A 16,068-nucleotide genomic window follows, 5' to 3' on the forward strand; every position below is an offset into this window, starting at 1 on the left:
TTAGCACGTATTTTTTTGAATCAATGAAATTAAACCCATCAGTAGAACACCACACGATTGTAGCCATTGTATTAACCATTTGGAGCTTCTTGTTTAGCATCTTAGCTAGACCCTTTGAACATGGTTATATGGATTTAAAAATATGGTTAAAGGTAAGTACAGGGTTTGGTCTTGCTATTTTCATAAGTTACTTTACTATTAGTTTTCTACAAAAAATCACGTATAATAAGACTAAAAAATGGACACTTCTTTATGAGGTTTGCACCTATATTATTCTATATACACTGTATACAATTATTACCTACGCTTTTTATAAAAGTTCATTTATAAAAGGGATTTACCATTTCCCTGAGTTTTTTTTCAAGATAATTATTAATGTTTTTTTAATTCTAACTCCAATAATTGTTATAGCTAGGAAATATACTCTTAAACTAATTTCTAAAGAAGAAACAAAAGAAATTATCATTAAAGGAAGCAATAAATTAGATTTCTTAAAAATTAAACAAGCTGAGTTAGTTTGTGTTTCTAATGCTCAAAATTATGTAGAAATCTTCTACATGGAAAACGAAGAGTTAAAAACAAAATTGATTAGGAGTACTTTGAAAAAAATTCAAACAGATTTTGATTTTCTTATCCAAATTCATAGGTCACATTTAATCAACCCAACGTACTTTAAGTCTTGGAAAGATACCAATACAATCTTCCTTGCTCAACTGGAACTTCCTGTTTCAAAAAGCTATAAAAACAACCTACTTAACCTATAAAATTCGTACCAAAAAAAGGCTATTTTATACCACATCCCTTTATTTTAACCAAATAAAAGAGGTTTTATACCTTCGTAATTCTTTTCTAGTACATCCTTCTTTTTAGATTCTATTTTGGGTCCATAAAACTCAAAAAACTTATCAAAAAATGAAAAGATTATTATGGCTTATATTTATTTGCTTTTGCTTATTTATTGGTGTTACAAGACCTTTAAAATATTTTCTTGCTGATGGTCCAATAGATCTATTAGCTATGAAACCACAAGAAGTATTAAACAGTCTTATTTATAAAACTTCTTTTTTTATTCATATTGCTTTCGGAGGAATTGCCTTATTAATTGGTTGGATTCAATTCATAGGTCAGATTAGAAAGAAATACCCTAAATTTCATAGAATCATAGGTAAGATTTATGTAGGGGCTATTCTTATTGCAGGACCAGTTGGATTTTACATAGGCTTCTTTGCTAGAGGTGGGCTACCAACTGAAATAGGTTTTACCTTTGGAGCTCTTCTTTGGATAGCAGCAACCTATATGGGTTACAGAACCATTAGAAAAGGAGATGTCGCTGCTCATAAAGAATACATGACTTATAGCTATGCAGGTACTTTTGCCGCTGTAACATTGCGTTTTTGGTTACCAATGCTGATTTCAATTACCAAAAATTTTGACTTAGCCTATGGAATTTCTGTTTGGTTAAGTTGGATTCCTAATTTTTTTGTAGCTTATTTGATTATCCATAAAAAAGATACTGTGCGCTATTATTATAAAAAGTATAAAATTGAAGCTGTTTTAAAAGGAACTGCCGCTATTGCTGTGATTATGCTTATTTTATCCTATACAAGCTTACAAACTTGGTTTTATAGTAAACCTTCTTTCCAAGGAACAGCCATCGCAAAAATAACCATAGATGATACTTCCTACTTTTCAAAAGAAAAGTTTAAAGAGCTACATGACTATTTAAAAGAAGAATCAGAAACCACCAGTATGATAGTATTGGAAAACGGTAAAGTTGTGTTTGAATATGGTGATGTTTCTGAAATTAGTGACATCAAAGATTCTAAAGCAGGACTTATAAGTTTGCTTTTTGGAAAATATGTGGAAAATGGTACTATTAATTTACAAGAAACACTTAAAGCGAATAACATCAACGAATATAACGGCTTGTTAGCTATTGAAAAACAAGCAACCATAGAAAATCTTCTTACCTCAACATCGGGCGTATTGCATCCTAAAATTCAAAGGTACGTGTATACTTTCCCAAGAGAACGAGAACGAGGGTCCGTAAAACCAGGAGATTATTTTATGATAAATAATTGGGATTATAACGTTGCTAGCTCTATTCTTCAAGACAAAACTAGAAACAATCTGCATTGGGAGTTAGAAAGTCAATTGGCCATTCCTTTAGGGTTTCAAGATTGGAATATTAAAAATCAATATACAACCAGAGATTTAAAAAAATCGATGTTCACCACTTATCAAATGCATCTCTCTACTCGAGATATGGCTAAAATAGGTCAACTCTTATTGCAAAAAGGAACATGGGATGGTAAACAGGTTGTTTCTAAAAATTGGATCGATAAAATGACTTCAACAGCTATTTCTAAAGATTCTGTAAGAGTTAGATTAGGTAGAGATATCTCTAGCCCGATGCAACAATCCTACGGGTATTCTTGGTGGCTTTTTGAACGTTTTTATGACAATCCAGATTTTGAAGGGGCCTACACATCATGGGATCGATCGGGGCAATTCATTACAGTCATACCAAAAAGAAATGTGGTAATCGCTCATAAAACCAAACTCGATTATTTAACACACACCAATCTTTCCGACAGAACTAAAACTCCTTCATGGCGCTATTGGTGGATTCTAAGAAAGCTTATGCTTAATAGAAAATTAATTGCAGAGCTAGCACCAAAAAAATCAACTGAGGAAATTCTTGAATTTATTAAAAGTGAATACAATAAAGAATCGGAATATGCCATTTCAGAACGCCTGATAAATGAATACGGACAATCACTTGCCGATAAAGGAAATTATGAAGATGCCATTAAGTTTTTTGAATTAAACTTAAAACTATATCCGAACCATGGTTACTATACACATCGTATTTATAATTATTACGGAAATAGTTTACTAAAGTTAAACAGAAAAGAGGAGGCTTTGAAAGCTTTTAAGGAGTCCTTAAAATGGAATTCAGAAAATCCAGAAGCAACCAAAATGATTGAAGAACTAAATGCTACTCCATAAAAAAAGCTTCCTTAATAGGAAGCTTTTTAATTTATATAAATCGAGCTTTTATTCTAAAGCACCTAAATAACGTTCAGCATCTAAAGCAGCCATACATCCTGTACCAGCAGCAGTAACTGCTTGACGGTATTCTTTATCTTGTACATCACCTGCTGCGAATACACCAGGTAAGTTTGTTTTTGTAGACTTTCCTTTAGTAATTAAATATCCTGTATCATCCATATCTAACACACCTTTAAATAATTGTGTGTTTGGTGTATGACCAATTGCAATAAACACTCCTGTAACAGGAATATCTTTCTTATCTCCAGTTTGATTATTTACTGCACGAACTCCTTCTACAACATTGTCTCCTAAAACTTCATCAATCTCAGTATTATATAATACCTCAATGTTTTCAGTTTTACTTACACGGTGTTGCATTGCTTTTGAAGCACGCATATAGTCTTTACGAACTAACATAGTAACTTTGTTACAGATGTTTGCTAAATACGTAGCTTCTTCTGCAGCAGTATCTCCTGCACCTACAACAATTACATCTTGTCCTTTATAAAAGAATCCGTCACAAGTAGCACAAGCCGAAACTCCACCACCAATTAAACGTTGTTCGCTTTCTAATCCTAAATATTTTGCAGTTGCTCCAGTAGAAATAATCACTGTTTCAGCTTCTAATTCTGTAGATTCATCTACAACAACCTTATGAATTCCTCCTTCTTCTTTTGAAAGTTCTACGCTAGTAGCCATTCCAAAACGAACTTCAGTTCCAAAACGTTCAGCTTGATTTTTTAAATCTTCCATCATAGCTGTACCATCAGTTCCATTCGGATACCCTGGAAAGTTATCAACTTCTGTAGTTGTTGTTAACTGCCCTCCCATTTGCATTCCTGTATACATCACTGGTTTCATGTCTGCTCTAGCAGCATAGATAGCTGCGGTATAACCTGCAGGACCTGAACCTATAATCAAACATTTTATTTTTTCTGCCATCGTTTTTAAATTTTGAGATACAAATGTAATTTTTTTTTATTTCTATCGTAATTTTTTGAAATATAATTTGATTATTAGACGATAAAGAAAGGTTATCTTACAACTAAAATATTTTTTTCATTTTTTTGCTTTCGAATTAAGTATTTTTTATACATTTGCAGTCCGATAATTATTCGGGGTGTAGCGTAGCCCGGTTATCGCGCCGCGTTTGGGACGCGGAGGTCGCAGGTTCGAATCCTGCCACCCCGACTTAAAAAGCCTAATTAGATTTTCTAATTAGGCTTTTTTACTTTTAATAACATTACTTCCCAACCCATAAATAACTCATTTACTTAAACTTATTAAGTTTTAAAACTCTCTTACAAAGCTTACACTACTAATAAGTCCTCTTTCTACTTTATAAATAGAAATATACTTTTGCTCTTTACCATTTTGGGTTACAATTTCATGGTTGATAACATAGGGACCATTAAACATTTGATTTTCAATTTTTACCGACACTGACTTATTCTCAAAATCAGTTTTAAAAATTGAACTCAATCTATCAGAACCCTTTCCCATCAATTTATCAGGATACGTATAAACCGCTACATTTTTGTCGTAAAGCTTTATAAACTCTTCATAGTTATGCTTATTAAAATAATTCATCCTTTTATTTACAACCTCTAAAGGAGATAAGTCTGAATAATTTTGAGAACTCTCTGCCAAAGTATTTGTCTTTGAACCTTCTTTACATGCCATTGTCGCAAAAAACAATATGCTTAAAATTAAAACTCTTTTCATATGATTACTTTTAGTTTTTAGAAAAATGTTTGTTCTTTTTAATTTCTTCTATTTGTGCTATATGCCTATTTGTGTGAGCAGCCATGTATAAAAAAATCTGATAAGCATCCACAGTTCCGAAATTCACATAATGATTTCGTAAATCATCTTTTGTATTTTCTAAATAAGCTATATGCTTTTCTAGTTTCTCTTGGAAAATATCAATTGTTTCAGAAGGATTTTCATAAGTTTTATTAGGCTGAAACTCTTCTTGAGTTTTAGATTTCGTAGTTCTGTCTTGTACAAACAATAGCAACTCATTATCTGAAAACTTAACATCTTTACGCCTATCAGGATTTGCTGGAAGTTCAAGAGATTCATCCAATATTTCAAAAACTTCATCTACAAACAATGTAACATGCTCTACACATTCTGCAATAGACCAAGTATTTTCATCGACTTTAAAATAAAACTGTGCTTCATTTAAATCTTTAATAGCCTTCAATAAATTATCCTTTGATTTATTTAATTCCGTAATAGCAAATTCACGTTCTTTTGCGGTCAACGTAGTAGTATCTTTACATTGAACAGATAAAAACGATATTACTAACATTGCAATAATCTTTCTCATAATATTATTTAATTTTTATCATTCGTTTTGTTAAACCTTGAGCCATGAGAAAACCTTCAAGATCTCTAGCTCCTCCTACTTGTGCATGATGCAACAAAGTGAGTCCATGTGGTCCTTTGGCATAAAGTAATTTCGGATAGTTTTCTAGTATTGGTTTTACTAAATTCATTTTACCTAGCATGGTAAGTGCAAAAAGGTTTGCCCTAGCTCCATTATCTATAAAGAAGTTTACAATTTCTTTATTTCCCATATGTGCCGCTCCTTCAATAGCTTCTTCATAGTCTCCATTTCCCCAATCGTAAGCAGCGTATATCAAGTTAGGATATTCGTTCACCATCTCCTTAACCAACGCTAACTTAGAGTGTGCGGCAATTACAAAATCTTTAATGAGCTTTTTATTTAATTGAGTAGGCTCCTTATTACCACTATTAAATTGCTCTTTTTTAGACAATGAATAAAAATAGGTTGGTAAAACTATTGCTGCCCCCAATCCAACCAACGAACCATACATAAACTTTTTTCTGTTCATAATTAAATTATACTGATGAATGAAACAAAACTCAGTATAATTGAACTAAAACACTTTAAAATACATGTTCCTTTTAACGAAAAAACAGCTTATTGTTTTTTATAAACGGATGGTGTAACTCCGGTTCTCTTTTTAAATGCTAAATTAAAAGAAGTAACATTTCCAAAGCCAGATTCATAAGCAATAGTGGCAATTTTTTCATTTTTAAACACAGGGTCTTTAAGAAGTTCTTTTGCTTTTTCCACACGATATTGATTCACAAAATCATAAAAATTCTGTTCTGTGTTTTCGTTGATCGCTTGTGAAATGTCTCTTGATTTTACCTGCAACTTTTCTGCAACAATATCAAGGCTCACTTTATCATTAAGATAAATGCTTTCACTTTTAAAAAGTCTTATAATTTGTTGGAATAAGGATTGAGAATCTTTTTTATCTAAGTGAGAGCTACTGTATTTTTGAATTTGCAAACGATGTTGATGCAAAAAAAGGTAACTAAAGGCATAAATTAACAAGGAATAGAATATGGGTCCTCTAATATAATAGTAAGTGAAATCCAATAAATTTCCAACATAGTGTATCCAAATAAGCGTTGCTCCGATTAAAATTTTTCGATACCAACTAAATAAATTCTCGTTAACTTTTGATTTATTCTTATAAAGATAATTCCAAGATACGATAAGATAAAAAAGTAAATGAAATACAACTATTCCATAATTCCAAAATGACTCAAAATGCCCTTCTCTTGGCACAAACGGAATTAAAAATAGAAACAAAAAAAATGGCAGAAAATGCAAATACATTTTAAACGTTACCTCTTTATTTTTTTCAAAAAGAGTTACACCATACAACCATAACGCTGGAGAGGCTATTAATATTCCAGAAATCCCTATGTTATTTTGCCAGTTTTCTAGAGGTACATAATAGTTCAATACCGACTTACCTACTCTAATTGTCAACCCCAATAAAAAAAGTCCCAGAAAAAAATGCTTTTTTCTACTTCCATTTTTAAGAGTAAAAACATAAAAACTTAAAAATAATCCTTGTGCCAATCCAAGAGTAGCAAGCACTAAGATAAGACCAGTTGTTAACATCGTTTAATTTAAATTTTAAAAGTTAAGTATTGATTTCGTAAAACTCAACAATTCTGCTCCAAAATCTTTTTAAAAACATGTATCCTTTAATAATTTAATCTTCTAATTCACTAAATTAAAAATGCTTGTAAAGCTATTATTTTCAATTTTAGAAAAATTAAGAATAAATCAAAAGGCAAAATCTGCAATTCAAAGCAATATAAAATCTTATTTAAATAATAATAGTAACTCTTTAGCATTAGAATATCTACTTAGTATTATATCTGAATAGGAGTTAAACGTTAATTCTGACTTGAAAAATAAATTTATGCGATTGGGAAGTTTATTGAAATGGATGATGACCTAATAGATTAATTACTTCAAGCATTACCCTGAATTGATTTACAAAATAAAACCAAGGCTAAACACGGCGAAATATCCTCTTATTAGTTTGAAAACATAAATATTGGACTCAAAAGAACTTTATATTATAAATTTATAATTCCTCTAGAATCATTTGATTCAGTTTATTAAGTTTTGACCACAGTCAAAAGAAACTTCAATTGTTATGGAATGGATTCAATTAGATATAAATAATCCTTTTGAATTAGATAGAATCAATATAGTTACAACTCCAGAAGATGATACGCAATCATCAATCTATATTGGTACTAGACATACCCCTAGTGATATTAAAAACATGAAATTTAGACAGATCGAAAAAGACAAATATGAAGTTATTTGTGAATTGTTCGCAGAGTTTGAATACGAATCAGTAGCAAAAAATGAACTACTTAATTTTAAAACTATACTTCAAGTAAATCGAGATATCAAAGAAGAATAAGGATAACTACACATCATAAAAATATACAATTAATTACTCGGTTTTGTTCATTTTAGAACTTGTTTACTAAAAAACAAAAACCAATAATTTTTAATTACATTTGCTAAAAAAATTGAAAATAATTTTACTTAAAAAATTATCTAGAAGCTTAATATTAAAAAACTATGAAAAGAAAAATTTACCTTCTTCTTATTTTAGCACTTACAATTAATTGTAGTTCAAATAATGAAACAACTATAGATGAGACTAATGAAAATGAGGTTTCAAAACCAGTTTTAAACATCACAAACTTCACTGCTAAAATTAACTCTCCATCTCAAAAAAGAGATTACTCTTATCATAAACAAGGTTATGAAGGTATTTTTGAGAAACCAGAAGACTTAAAAGTTTTTAATGGGAGTATCAACATTAGCTATGGAAATAACTCAGCAGAATTAAAAAACACTGATATTCAATTAATTTGGAGAAGTAATATTGATGGAATTTTGTTTCAAGGGAATCCTGATGAAGCTTTTGAAAGTGAAGTTGAAAAAAAATTAACTAAAGGAGTTCACACCGTATTTTTTGAGGCTTCAATTCCAAGTGAAAATATAAATATAAAAGACTCAATAATACTATCTAACAACATAAAGCTTAAAACATTAAGCACAGGTACATCTGTAAAGTTAGATTGGACAAAATATGAAGGTAGTGACTTTGTTTCATACAAAATTTATGGCGAAGGATTTATTCCTATAACAGAAATTAACGACATTAATAAATTAGAGTATGAGGTAACAAATTTTGATTCGCTCGTAGAAAAAAAAGTATATCAAGTTATAGTTGAAACAAATGAAAATTATGACCATGTTATAGGAAGCAATATTGAAAGTATGCACCCTGGTATTTTTATTGACTTTCCTTATTATATTTCTAAAATAATAAAAGACCCTTCAAGAGAAAAACTGTATGCCTTAGTTGGTAATAAAAGTTACGAATCTGATGTTTATGGTTTGTTAATTATTGATGTAAATGATCAAACCTTTAAAATCAATACTCATATATTAAAAGATGATATTTTTGCTGATTTAGATATTTCTCCTGACGGAGAACACCTATTTTTATGTCAAGAGAGAGTTGATAAACTCACCAAAGTTAACCTGAACACACTTGAAGCAAAAACTTTTCCAACCCATACTAGCGGATGGGGAATTCACAAAATAGAAGTTGGAAATAACAACCTTCTCTACTGTCATAGAGACCCTCCAACATCAGGTTCTACTACCTTCTGGATATATAATGGTAATAATGGAGATTTAGTTAGGGCTCAAACCGGTGGATTAAGTCATGGTGATATCGAATTCAATTCAACAAACAACACCTTATATGCTGGAGAAAGCAATACTAGCAACGGAAGAATGTATAAAATGTCGGTAAGTGGAAATTCTATTAATTTAGATACAAATTACCCTATTTGGCCAAACGGTGTCTCACACCCATATCCGTTCATCTTATTATCTAATGATAACCAAAGTATTTTTTGGGAAAATTATCAATTAGATTTAGATTTGAATGTCATTAGAACATTTAATACTGCTATTAAGGCATGTAGTACAAAGAATAATTATTTGGCAGATTATGAAAAAATCTACAACTATTCAGATTTAAGTATTGCATACGAGTTTAAAGGAATACCTGAAGGAACTTTTATATTAAATTCTGTAACATTTTCAGATGATAAAACTCTAATTTATTCTCGAGCAAATCAATCAAATGTTAAGTACGCGACAGACCCATACTACAAAGCCCAAACATACTTATTTAAATTTGAAATAGACTAATGTTGGTCTCCAACAAAATGTATAATTTATTGCAATCTCATACTAAATAAAAATCAGATATTAAAAACTGAAGGGTTTTGAATTTTAACAAAATGAAAACAGGATAATTATAACGTCTGAATCTCTTCAACGGAAAATTATATACAAGTAATTTTTACACAAAAAAACCATTAGCATGAAAAAGAAAATAACCACACTATTGCTTTTAGCAATTTTTACAAATTTTGGATATGCTCAATCCAACAAAATTAACATCAAAACCAAACATTTAACTGAAGCGAACTATTTAAAAGCAGATGATTTTTACTTGACTCATTATTTATACGTTGACTTGTTCTTAAGAGAAAAATTATTTCCAGAAGCAACAACTGAAGAGGTTGCTTCTATTTTAAAAGCTCTTAAAAAATACGTTTCACCAGAGAACAAATTAGATGTAGAAATTGAAAAACCAGGAAAGAGAAATTACTTAATTCGATTTACCATTTTAAAGAAAAATGACGGAACTGTACTTTTAATCGCTTTTACAAATTGGACAGTAAAGAAAAAAGAATTTGAAAAAGAAATTAAAATAGAAAATGATTCTTACACCAGATGGTATTTTCTAAATGGAAACAAAATGACTTACAGAAACGATATGTCAAATCAGAATAATTACTCAACTATGGATAATCCTAATTTGGCAAGTGCTTATCTATTCGATGAACTCTCTGATAATGATTCCAAAACAGAAAGCTCCATAAAAGAATACCTGAACCAAGGTTATTTAAATGTATATGATAAACTTCTAGCAAACTTAATTCTCCTAAAATATCACATTTTTAAAGGAGAAAACGACAAAATCACAAAGCAAACTGAACACTTGACTATGTTATTTGAACAAAATAAAAACGCAATTAACTTGGAAGTTTTCCAAATGATTTTTGATGCTACGAAATTTCAAATCGAATTATTGAAATAATACTACACCCATCATTTGAGAAATGCGATTTTCATATTAAGTTTTATTTTCAGTACTTTAATTTATGCTCAAAGCCCTGAATCATCAACTCTGTATAAAAAAGAGTATTCTGATTTACTAAACTATATTCCACAAAATCTAAAAGCTGATTCTATTCATAAACTCCAAAGCCCAATTTTAAAAGGCAGCTTAAATACGATTGGGAGTTTAAAACTCTATTATGAATTTAAAGAAGACTTAAAACTATCTGATAATGACAAAAAATGGTTGGAAAATAGAATTGAACAAATCGCAAAAGAATTGTTTGTTGATGGAAAAAAAATATTGATAAGTATAGTTGGAGGGTTTTCCGGTTGTCCAAACAAAATGTTTGACACTTTCAGACTAAAAAATATTGAGGTTATCAACTTAAAGTTTTGTCATAGTTGTATTGGCTCTGGTAGAGATGAAGATTTTATCGAAATATTTAACAATAAGATGTATGCTTTGATGAAAATTGAACCTCCAAATAGAAAAACACATCAATTCTATGGGAAGTTCAATGGATACAATAAAAGTTATAAGGGAATTGAATTATTCCTAGCTGAAGACAGAACATTTAAATTTTGGAACAGAAAAGGACACAATTCAAATTTTACTGAAGGTTTCTGGAAAAACAGAAATGATACATTGATTTTAAATTCACAAACTTTGACCAAAAGTGATAACTTAACTCCTACTTTATCAAGTTCTAAATGGATTGAATTTAAAGATTTAAAGTTTCTACTAAAAAAAGAAAAGATGACTGAATTAGATAATGGGAAAAGAAAATTAAAAAAATAAAAACTATAGTTAACAATATATAACCACAGTCGCATCAGTTTCTAGTATTCTTCGACTTCACTCAACAGAAGCTATAATCAACATAGAATTGCTAAGTCTTGCGTTTAAACCAATAATAATCGCTAACTTCCCCATTAGCTAAATGACTATAAGAAAGCTTTATATCAAAGCAAAAAACAGAACTGAAATAGAAATCAAACCATTTAGTCTTAAAAAAACAAACACATGAAAAAAATAATTATCGCATTGCTTTTTGGAACCACATTTTTATCATGTAATCACAAAGAAAAGAAGAACAACTCATCTTCAAATGAAAATCAAATTGTTATAAAATCTTTAACAGCAGAATTAGACTCAATTCAAAAAAATGGAGATATAATTGGGTTTTCAGTGGCAATAGCTAATCAAAACGGAATTCTTTACGAAAACGGTTTTGGGCTTTCTAATGTAGAAACCAAAGAAAAGTATACTAAAAATACGATACAGCATATTGCTTCAGTTTCTAAAACTTTGATAGGTGTTTCTTTAATGAAAGCAAAAGAAATTGGTAAACTAAATCTTGACGACCCAATTGAAAATTATTTACCATTTAAGGTAAGAAACCCTAATTATCCAGATGAAGTTATCACTATAAGACATCTTGCTACTCATACCTCCGCTATAAACGATACAGAGCAGTATATGGAAAAAGCCTGGGTTATCGCTAATAACCAAAATTTAGAAAATATTAGGACAGATTATCATTCTCAGAAATTAAACTCTTGGGATAAAAATATCCCAATGGAAGATTATTTGAAAGGTTATTTAGAAAAGGATGGAGTAAATTATCAGGATGATAATTTTATCAATTTTAAACCAGGAACAAAGTTTAATTATTCAAATATAGGAGCCACATTGGCCGCATTAATAATTGAAAAAGCAACTGGAATGTCATTTGATAAATTTACTGCCAAATACATTTTAAAGCCACTCAAAATGAATTCAACAGGTTGGTCGCTAAATGATGTCAATATCTCTAATCATTCAAGGCTATACAGAGATGATAAATCTTTATTACCCTTTTATACGGCAATTACATATCCAGATGGAATGCTTATATCTTCAAGTAATGATATGGCAAAATACCTTAATGAATTGATTAAAGGGTTTATTGGAAAAGGAACGATTTTAAATAAAGATAGCTATAAAGAACTCTATAAAGAACAACTAACCGAAAATCATTTTGAAGAAGGCGAACGTAACGCAGGGCATCCTTATGATGGAGATTATAATCCTGCTATTTTTATTGGCCATAGTGCTTTAGGTTTTGTTGGCCACTCTGGAGGGGATGCTGGAGTTTCAACCTGGATGTATTTTAACAAAAAAACACTGAAAGGAATGTATATAGTTGTAAATACAGATTTGGGTGATCGAAAAAAAGAACAAGAATATTATGCCATCTGGGATAAAATAGTTGAATACTCGGACAAACTAAACAACTAAGGTCTACAAATAACACAGTGTAAAAGTTGCAAACCAAAATATAAACTCAAAACAACGGTCTTTGCAAAAAAATGTTATAAGTAATTTGAAAGAGAAAGAAAAAATATTATTAATTCTTGATTTAGACGAAACCCTTATTCATGCAACTGAAACAAAACTTGAAATAAATTATGACTTTCAGTATGCCCAATATTATATTTACAAACGACCTAATTTAATTGAATTTCTGATTGAAATGAATCAGTATTTTGAGCTTGCTGTTTGGTCTTCTGCTGACGATAAATATGTGAACGATATTGTAAAATTAATCAAACCTCCAGAAATAAAATTTGAATTTGTTTGGGCTCGTAGCCGATGTACCCCGAGACGTAACTATGAATTAGACAGATATGTCCATGAAAAACGATTAAAAAAAATTAAAAAACAAGGCTTCAGACTTGAAAAGTCTTTGATTGTAGATGATTCACCAGAAAAAACAAGAGACAATTTTGGCAATGCAATTTATATCATGCCATTTAAAGGAAATCAAAGTGACAATGAATTAAATTTATTATCTGAATTTCTTAAAACAATAAAAGATTCAGAAAATGTACGAAGAATTGAAAAAAGAGGTTGGCGAAATAGAATATGAAGTTCAAAATGTTGGAAACAATTAAACGAATAAAAAAACTAACACACAGCAATTACCATGATTGATTATAGTTTTGAATCAACGAAATTATAGACGAGACCGTTATACTCACTTAAGATGAAGAGAATAATTTATATCATATTGCTAACTTTTTCCTTTACAAAAGTTTTTGCTCAGGAAGAGGAAAAACTACATACTTATTGTCAAAATTTTAAATATCAAGAGATAGAAGATTGTCTAAATGATTTTCAGAAAAAGTCTACTGATAAAATAAAGTATAAATGGCGAACTGTGCTGGAAAGAGAATTAGTAAATGATTTTTTTGAGCAGGATATCAAGTTTACTAAAACGGTTAAAAAAGAAGAAACAGTCTTAAATTATACTGTATATAATTACAATTTAAAACTGATTAAAAAGAAAGGTGGAGACATAGCTTTTTACAAACTAACTAGACTCAAAAATGTAAAATCAAACGGTGAATGGATTCCTAAAGAAATGGTTCTAAGTGAAAACTCAAATAAAATGATGAGAGAATTAGAATCAGCATTCGAAAAAGTATATTCACAGCCATTAAATCATAATGAATTATTTGAATCAGGTATTGTTTATGGACGCATTTGTGGACGTGTAAGAGGAGTACCTGGATACAGAGGAAAACTTAACCAACTGCTAAATTCGAAAGACTCTGAAGAATTAGTAAAATGGTTAAAATCGACTGTTGTCGAAATTCAACTCTACGCAATTGATGGAATTTTAACTTTAAGGAAAGATGGAGTTGTTTTTGATAAAAGTATTTTTAAACTTATAGATATAATTGGTAATAAAAAAGGATTTGCAAAAACTTGTAGAAGATGTACGCATAACGATGAACTAATAAAAACTATAGTTGAAAAAATAAAAAAAGAGCATACCAAAATATAGAAATGCATTAAAACGTATTTTACACTAACCGTTGTTTACAATAAGATTAAAATGGCTATGCCTCAAAAAGGAACCCGAACGATACATGTGAATGATCAAAACTTTAAATGGTTGATTCGTAAAAAAGCAATATATTCTCAGACTGATTATGGAATTGGAAAATTACATATGGCTATTGAATTACAAGAAAAACCAGGATCTACTTTGTTTATTCATACAGACCGAAAACATCCAAATGACATAGAAACAAAGACAGAAAATCCAATAAAACCTTCTGACATTTCTAATTGGATAAAGCAAGCTCTTTTATTAGGATGGAATCCTTCTGCTAAAGGAACCCCTCTTCTGACTAAAATTGTAGATAATAAAATGGAATTAGAATGAAATCTTACTTTACACAACAATATATAAATGTAATTAAGGTAGACTCGACTATACTTCGACTGCGCCAAGCACAGTTTAGAATTTACTTTTAATTACTAAAAAACCTCATTACGAAGAAACTACAAAATTTACCCTTCAGTAACTTATAGCTAAAAGAAAACATAACCCATAATTATGAAAAAGACAACACTATTAATTACATTTTTACTTGTTTGTTTATCCTGTAAAAAAGGAATTAAAAAATCTGATTTTATTGGAAATTGGAGCACTACCTCTGACACAAACGCACAAATAGATATTTCATTTTTTAAAGACTCAATGGTAATTGATAATTCTTTAATGAATGGTTCATATTCCAACAAATGGAAAATTAAAGGTTCAAAAATTAAACAAACACTTTTACGCGGAGACACAACTGTGCTAAGTAATGAAAACGCCATTAATTTTAAGTTTAACCTAACTAAAGACACGTTATTATTAAAATCTAAAAATGATTCTATACTTTATATTAAACTAAGAAAAATTAATAATGCTTATGAATACTTTGAAAATAAAATTGGTCTTAAAATTGAATTAAAAAAAAGAAAAAAAAGAATAATCCCAATTAAAAACAATGAATTCAACTTCAACATCTATATAACCAAGGAAAAAGATAAACTCATTACTAAAACTGACTACTCTAAAAACCTAAATAATCTAATTCAGCAAACACTTCAGTTTGAAACACAATTTACACATAATGAGATGGAACAATTAAGATACGTTTTATTCATAGATAAAAGAGTATCTAAAAAACAAGTTGACTCTATTAAATCTATACTATTAACCTATCCTATTAATAAAGTATTTGAAGTTTACAACTACAAAGAAAGTAATTGGAATGAAGAACTAAGTTGGTTAGGGGAATTTGACAATTAACTACAACCTCTAAAGTTTACAATTAATTAGGGTTAAATTTTCCCCTTAGAAAAACATCTAAAACTAATCATCAATGAATACATCTCATAAATTGCAAGCGCTATCAATCGAAAAAATAAAGCGAAATTTCACACTGATTAATTCAATATATTTTTCGGAGATTATTTATGATGAAAACAACCATTTTTTTGACTTGTATCTTAAAATTGGAGCAAATGGAAATCTAACACCACAAATAAAAACAATCACGAAAACTTTACTAAGAACAATAAACTATGATCTAAATTCAAAAGTTTG

16 protein-coding genes and 1 tRNA gene are annotated in these 16,068 nt (G+C 29.6%); 12 read left to right on the top strand and 5 right to left on the bottom strand.

The annotated features are described in order from the left end of the window. The first annotated feature begins 23 nt into the window (after window positions 1-23). Window positions 24-764 (top strand): LytTR family DNA-binding domain-containing protein, encoded by a 741-nt coding sequence (locus Q0873_RS11360; RefSeq protein ID WP_299107253.1) that lies wholly within the window; start codon window positions 24-26, stop codon window positions 762-764. 148 nt (window positions 765-912) lie between these two features. Continuing rightward, window positions 913-3,012, top strand: coding sequence for a DUF2306 domain-containing protein (locus tag Q0873_RS11365; protein WP_299107256.1), 2,100 nt, complete (start codon window positions 913-915; stop codon window positions 3,010-3,012). Window positions 3,013-3,060: 48 nt separating this feature from the next. Here Q0873_RS11365 and trxB read toward each other — a convergent pair whose 3' ends face one another. Continuing rightward, complete coding sequence (gene trxB / locus Q0873_RS11370) at window positions 3,061-3,999, bottom strand: thioredoxin-disulfide reductase (protein ID WP_299107259.1); 939 nt, start codon at window positions 3,997-3,999, stop codon at window positions 3,061-3,063. A 174-nt stretch (window positions 4,000-4,173) separates the two neighbouring features. On the opposite strand from trxB, the gene Q0873_RS11375 reads away from it, so the two are divergent. Further along, a tRNA-Pro gene (locus Q0873_RS11375) sits at window positions 4,174-4,248 on the top strand. A gap of 99 nt (window positions 4,249-4,347) precedes the next feature. On the opposite strand, the gene Q0873_RS11380 is transcribed toward Q0873_RS11375, so the two are convergent. The 4 genes from Q0873_RS11380 to Q0873_RS11395 form a co-directional block, all read right to left on the bottom strand. After that, complete coding sequence (locus Q0873_RS11380) at window positions 4,348-4,782, bottom strand: hypothetical protein (RefSeq protein ID WP_299107262.1); 435 nt, start codon at window positions 4,780-4,782, stop codon at window positions 4,348-4,350. A 10-nt stretch (window positions 4,783-4,792) separates the two neighbouring features. Beyond that, window positions 4,793-5,392: a DinB family protein gene (locus Q0873_RS11385; RefSeq protein WP_299107265.1), complete on the bottom strand. Its 600-nt coding sequence runs from the start codon at window positions 5,390-5,392 to the stop codon at window positions 4,793-4,795. 4 nt (window positions 5,393-5,396) lie between these two features. Next, window positions 5,397-5,921, bottom strand: a complete 525-nt coding sequence (locus Q0873_RS11390; RefSeq protein ID WP_299107268.1) for a hypothetical protein — start codon at window positions 5,919-5,921, stop codon at window positions 5,397-5,399. A gap of 89 nt (window positions 5,922-6,010) precedes the next feature. Next, window positions 6,011-7,012, bottom strand: coding sequence for a helix-turn-helix domain-containing protein (locus Q0873_RS11395; RefSeq protein ID WP_299107270.1), 1,002 nt, complete (start codon window positions 7,010-7,012; stop codon window positions 6,011-6,013). A gap of 547 nt (window positions 7,013-7,559) precedes the next feature. Between Q0873_RS11395 and Q0873_RS11400 the strand changes: the two genes are divergently transcribed. The 9 genes from Q0873_RS11400 to Q0873_RS11440 all read left to right on the top strand — a co-directional run bounded on the left by Q0873_RS11400 (window position 7,560) and on the right by Q0873_RS11440 (window position 15,771). Further along, entirely contained in the window at window positions 7,560-7,835 is a 276-nt protein-coding gene (locus Q0873_RS11400; protein WP_299107272.1) for a hypothetical protein, read from the top strand. A gap of 164 nt (window positions 7,836-7,999) precedes the next feature. Next, window positions 8,000-9,655, top strand: coding sequence for a hypothetical protein (locus Q0873_RS11405; RefSeq protein ID WP_299107275.1), 1,656 nt, complete (start codon window positions 8,000-8,002; stop codon window positions 9,653-9,655). A 175-nt stretch (window positions 9,656-9,830) separates the two neighbouring features. Beyond that, the gene (locus tag Q0873_RS11410) at window positions 9,831-10,613 is read left to right on the top strand and encodes a hypothetical protein (RefSeq protein WP_299107278.1); all 783 of its coding nucleotides are present in this window, start codon (window positions 9,831-9,833) and stop codon (window positions 10,611-10,613) included. A 15-nt stretch (window positions 10,614-10,628) separates the two neighbouring features. Beyond that, window positions 10,629-11,435, top strand: a complete 807-nt coding sequence (locus Q0873_RS11415) for a hypothetical protein (protein WP_299107279.1) — start codon at window positions 10,629-10,631, stop codon at window positions 11,433-11,435. 225 nt (window positions 11,436-11,660) lie between these two features. Continuing rightward, the gene (locus Q0873_RS11420) at window positions 11,661-12,917 is read left to right on the top strand and encodes a serine hydrolase domain-containing protein (RefSeq protein ID WP_299107280.1); all 1,257 of its coding nucleotides are present in this window, start codon (window positions 11,661-11,663) and stop codon (window positions 12,915-12,917) included. 85 nt (window positions 12,918-13,002) lie between these two features. Then, the gene (locus Q0873_RS11425) at window positions 13,003-13,548 is read left to right on the top strand and encodes an HAD family hydrolase (RefSeq protein ID WP_299107282.1); all 546 of its coding nucleotides are present in this window, start codon (window positions 13,003-13,005) and stop codon (window positions 13,546-13,548) included. 117 nt (window positions 13,549-13,665) lie between these two features. Further along, window positions 13,666-14,469 carry a hypothetical protein gene (locus Q0873_RS11430; protein WP_299107284.1) on the top strand — a complete coding sequence of 268 codons (804 nt, stop codon included), beginning with the start codon at window positions 13,666-13,668 and terminating at the stop codon, window positions 14,467-14,469. A 51-nt stretch (window positions 14,470-14,520) separates the two neighbouring features. After that, window positions 14,521-14,853, top strand: coding sequence for a hypothetical protein (locus Q0873_RS11435; protein ID WP_299107286.1), 333 nt, complete (start codon window positions 14,521-14,523; stop codon window positions 14,851-14,853). 174 nt (window positions 14,854-15,027) lie between these two features. Next, window positions 15,028-15,771, top strand: coding sequence for a hypothetical protein (locus Q0873_RS11440; protein ID WP_299107288.1), 744 nt, complete (start codon window positions 15,028-15,030; stop codon window positions 15,769-15,771). Window positions 15,772-16,068 lie beyond the last annotated feature (297 nt).

Source organism: uncultured Tenacibaculum sp., assembly GCF_947498805.1.
GTDB lineage: Bacteria > Bacteroidota > Bacteroidia > Flavobacteriales > Flavobacteriaceae > Polaribacter.

Coding starts and splice junctions, on each gene's coding strand:
- Q0873_RS11360 (WP_299107253.1), top strand. CDS start 24: ATGAAATTAAACCCATCAGTAGAACACCACACGATTGTAGCCATTGTA.
- Q0873_RS11365 (WP_299107256.1), top strand. CDS start 913: ATGAAAAGATTATTATGGCTTATATTTATTTGCTTTTGCTTATTTATT.
- trxB (WP_299107259.1), bottom strand. CDS start 3,999: ATGGCAGAAAAAATAAAATGTTTGATTATAGGTTCAGGTCCTGCAGGT.
- Q0873_RS11380 (WP_299107262.1), bottom strand. CDS start 4,782: ATGAAAAGAGTTTTAATTTTAAGCATATTGTTTTTTGCGACAATGGCA.
- Q0873_RS11385 (WP_299107265.1), bottom strand. CDS start 5,392: ATGAGAAAGATTATTGCAATGTTAGTAATATCGTTTTTATCTGTTCAA.
- Q0873_RS11390 (WP_299107268.1), bottom strand. CDS start 5,921: ATGAACAGAAAAAAGTTTATGTATGGTTCGTTGGTTGGATTGGGGGCA.
- Q0873_RS11395 (WP_299107270.1), bottom strand. CDS start 7,012: ATGTTAACAACTGGTCTTATCTTAGTGCTTGCTACTCTTGGATTGGCA.
- Q0873_RS11400 (WP_299107272.1), top strand. CDS start 7,560: ATGGAATGGATTCAATTAGATATAAATAATCCTTTTGAATTAGATAGA.
- Q0873_RS11405 (WP_299107275.1), top strand. CDS start 8,000: ATGAAAAGAAAAATTTACCTTCTTCTTATTTTAGCACTTACAATTAAT.
- Q0873_RS11410 (WP_299107278.1), top strand. CDS start 9,831: ATGAAAAAGAAAATAACCACACTATTGCTTTTAGCAATTTTTACAAAT.
- Q0873_RS11420 (WP_299107280.1), top strand. CDS start 11,661: ATGAAAAAAATAATTATCGCATTGCTTTTTGGAACCACATTTTTATCA.
- Q0873_RS11430 (WP_299107284.1), top strand. CDS start 13,666: ATGAAGAGAATAATTTATATCATATTGCTAACTTTTTCCTTTACAAAA.
- Q0873_RS11435 (WP_299107286.1), top strand. CDS start 14,521: ATGGCTATGCCTCAAAAAGGAACCCGAACGATACATGTGAATGATCAA.
- Q0873_RS11440 (WP_299107288.1), top strand. CDS start 15,028: ATGAAAAAGACAACACTATTAATTACATTTTTACTTGTTTGTTTATCC.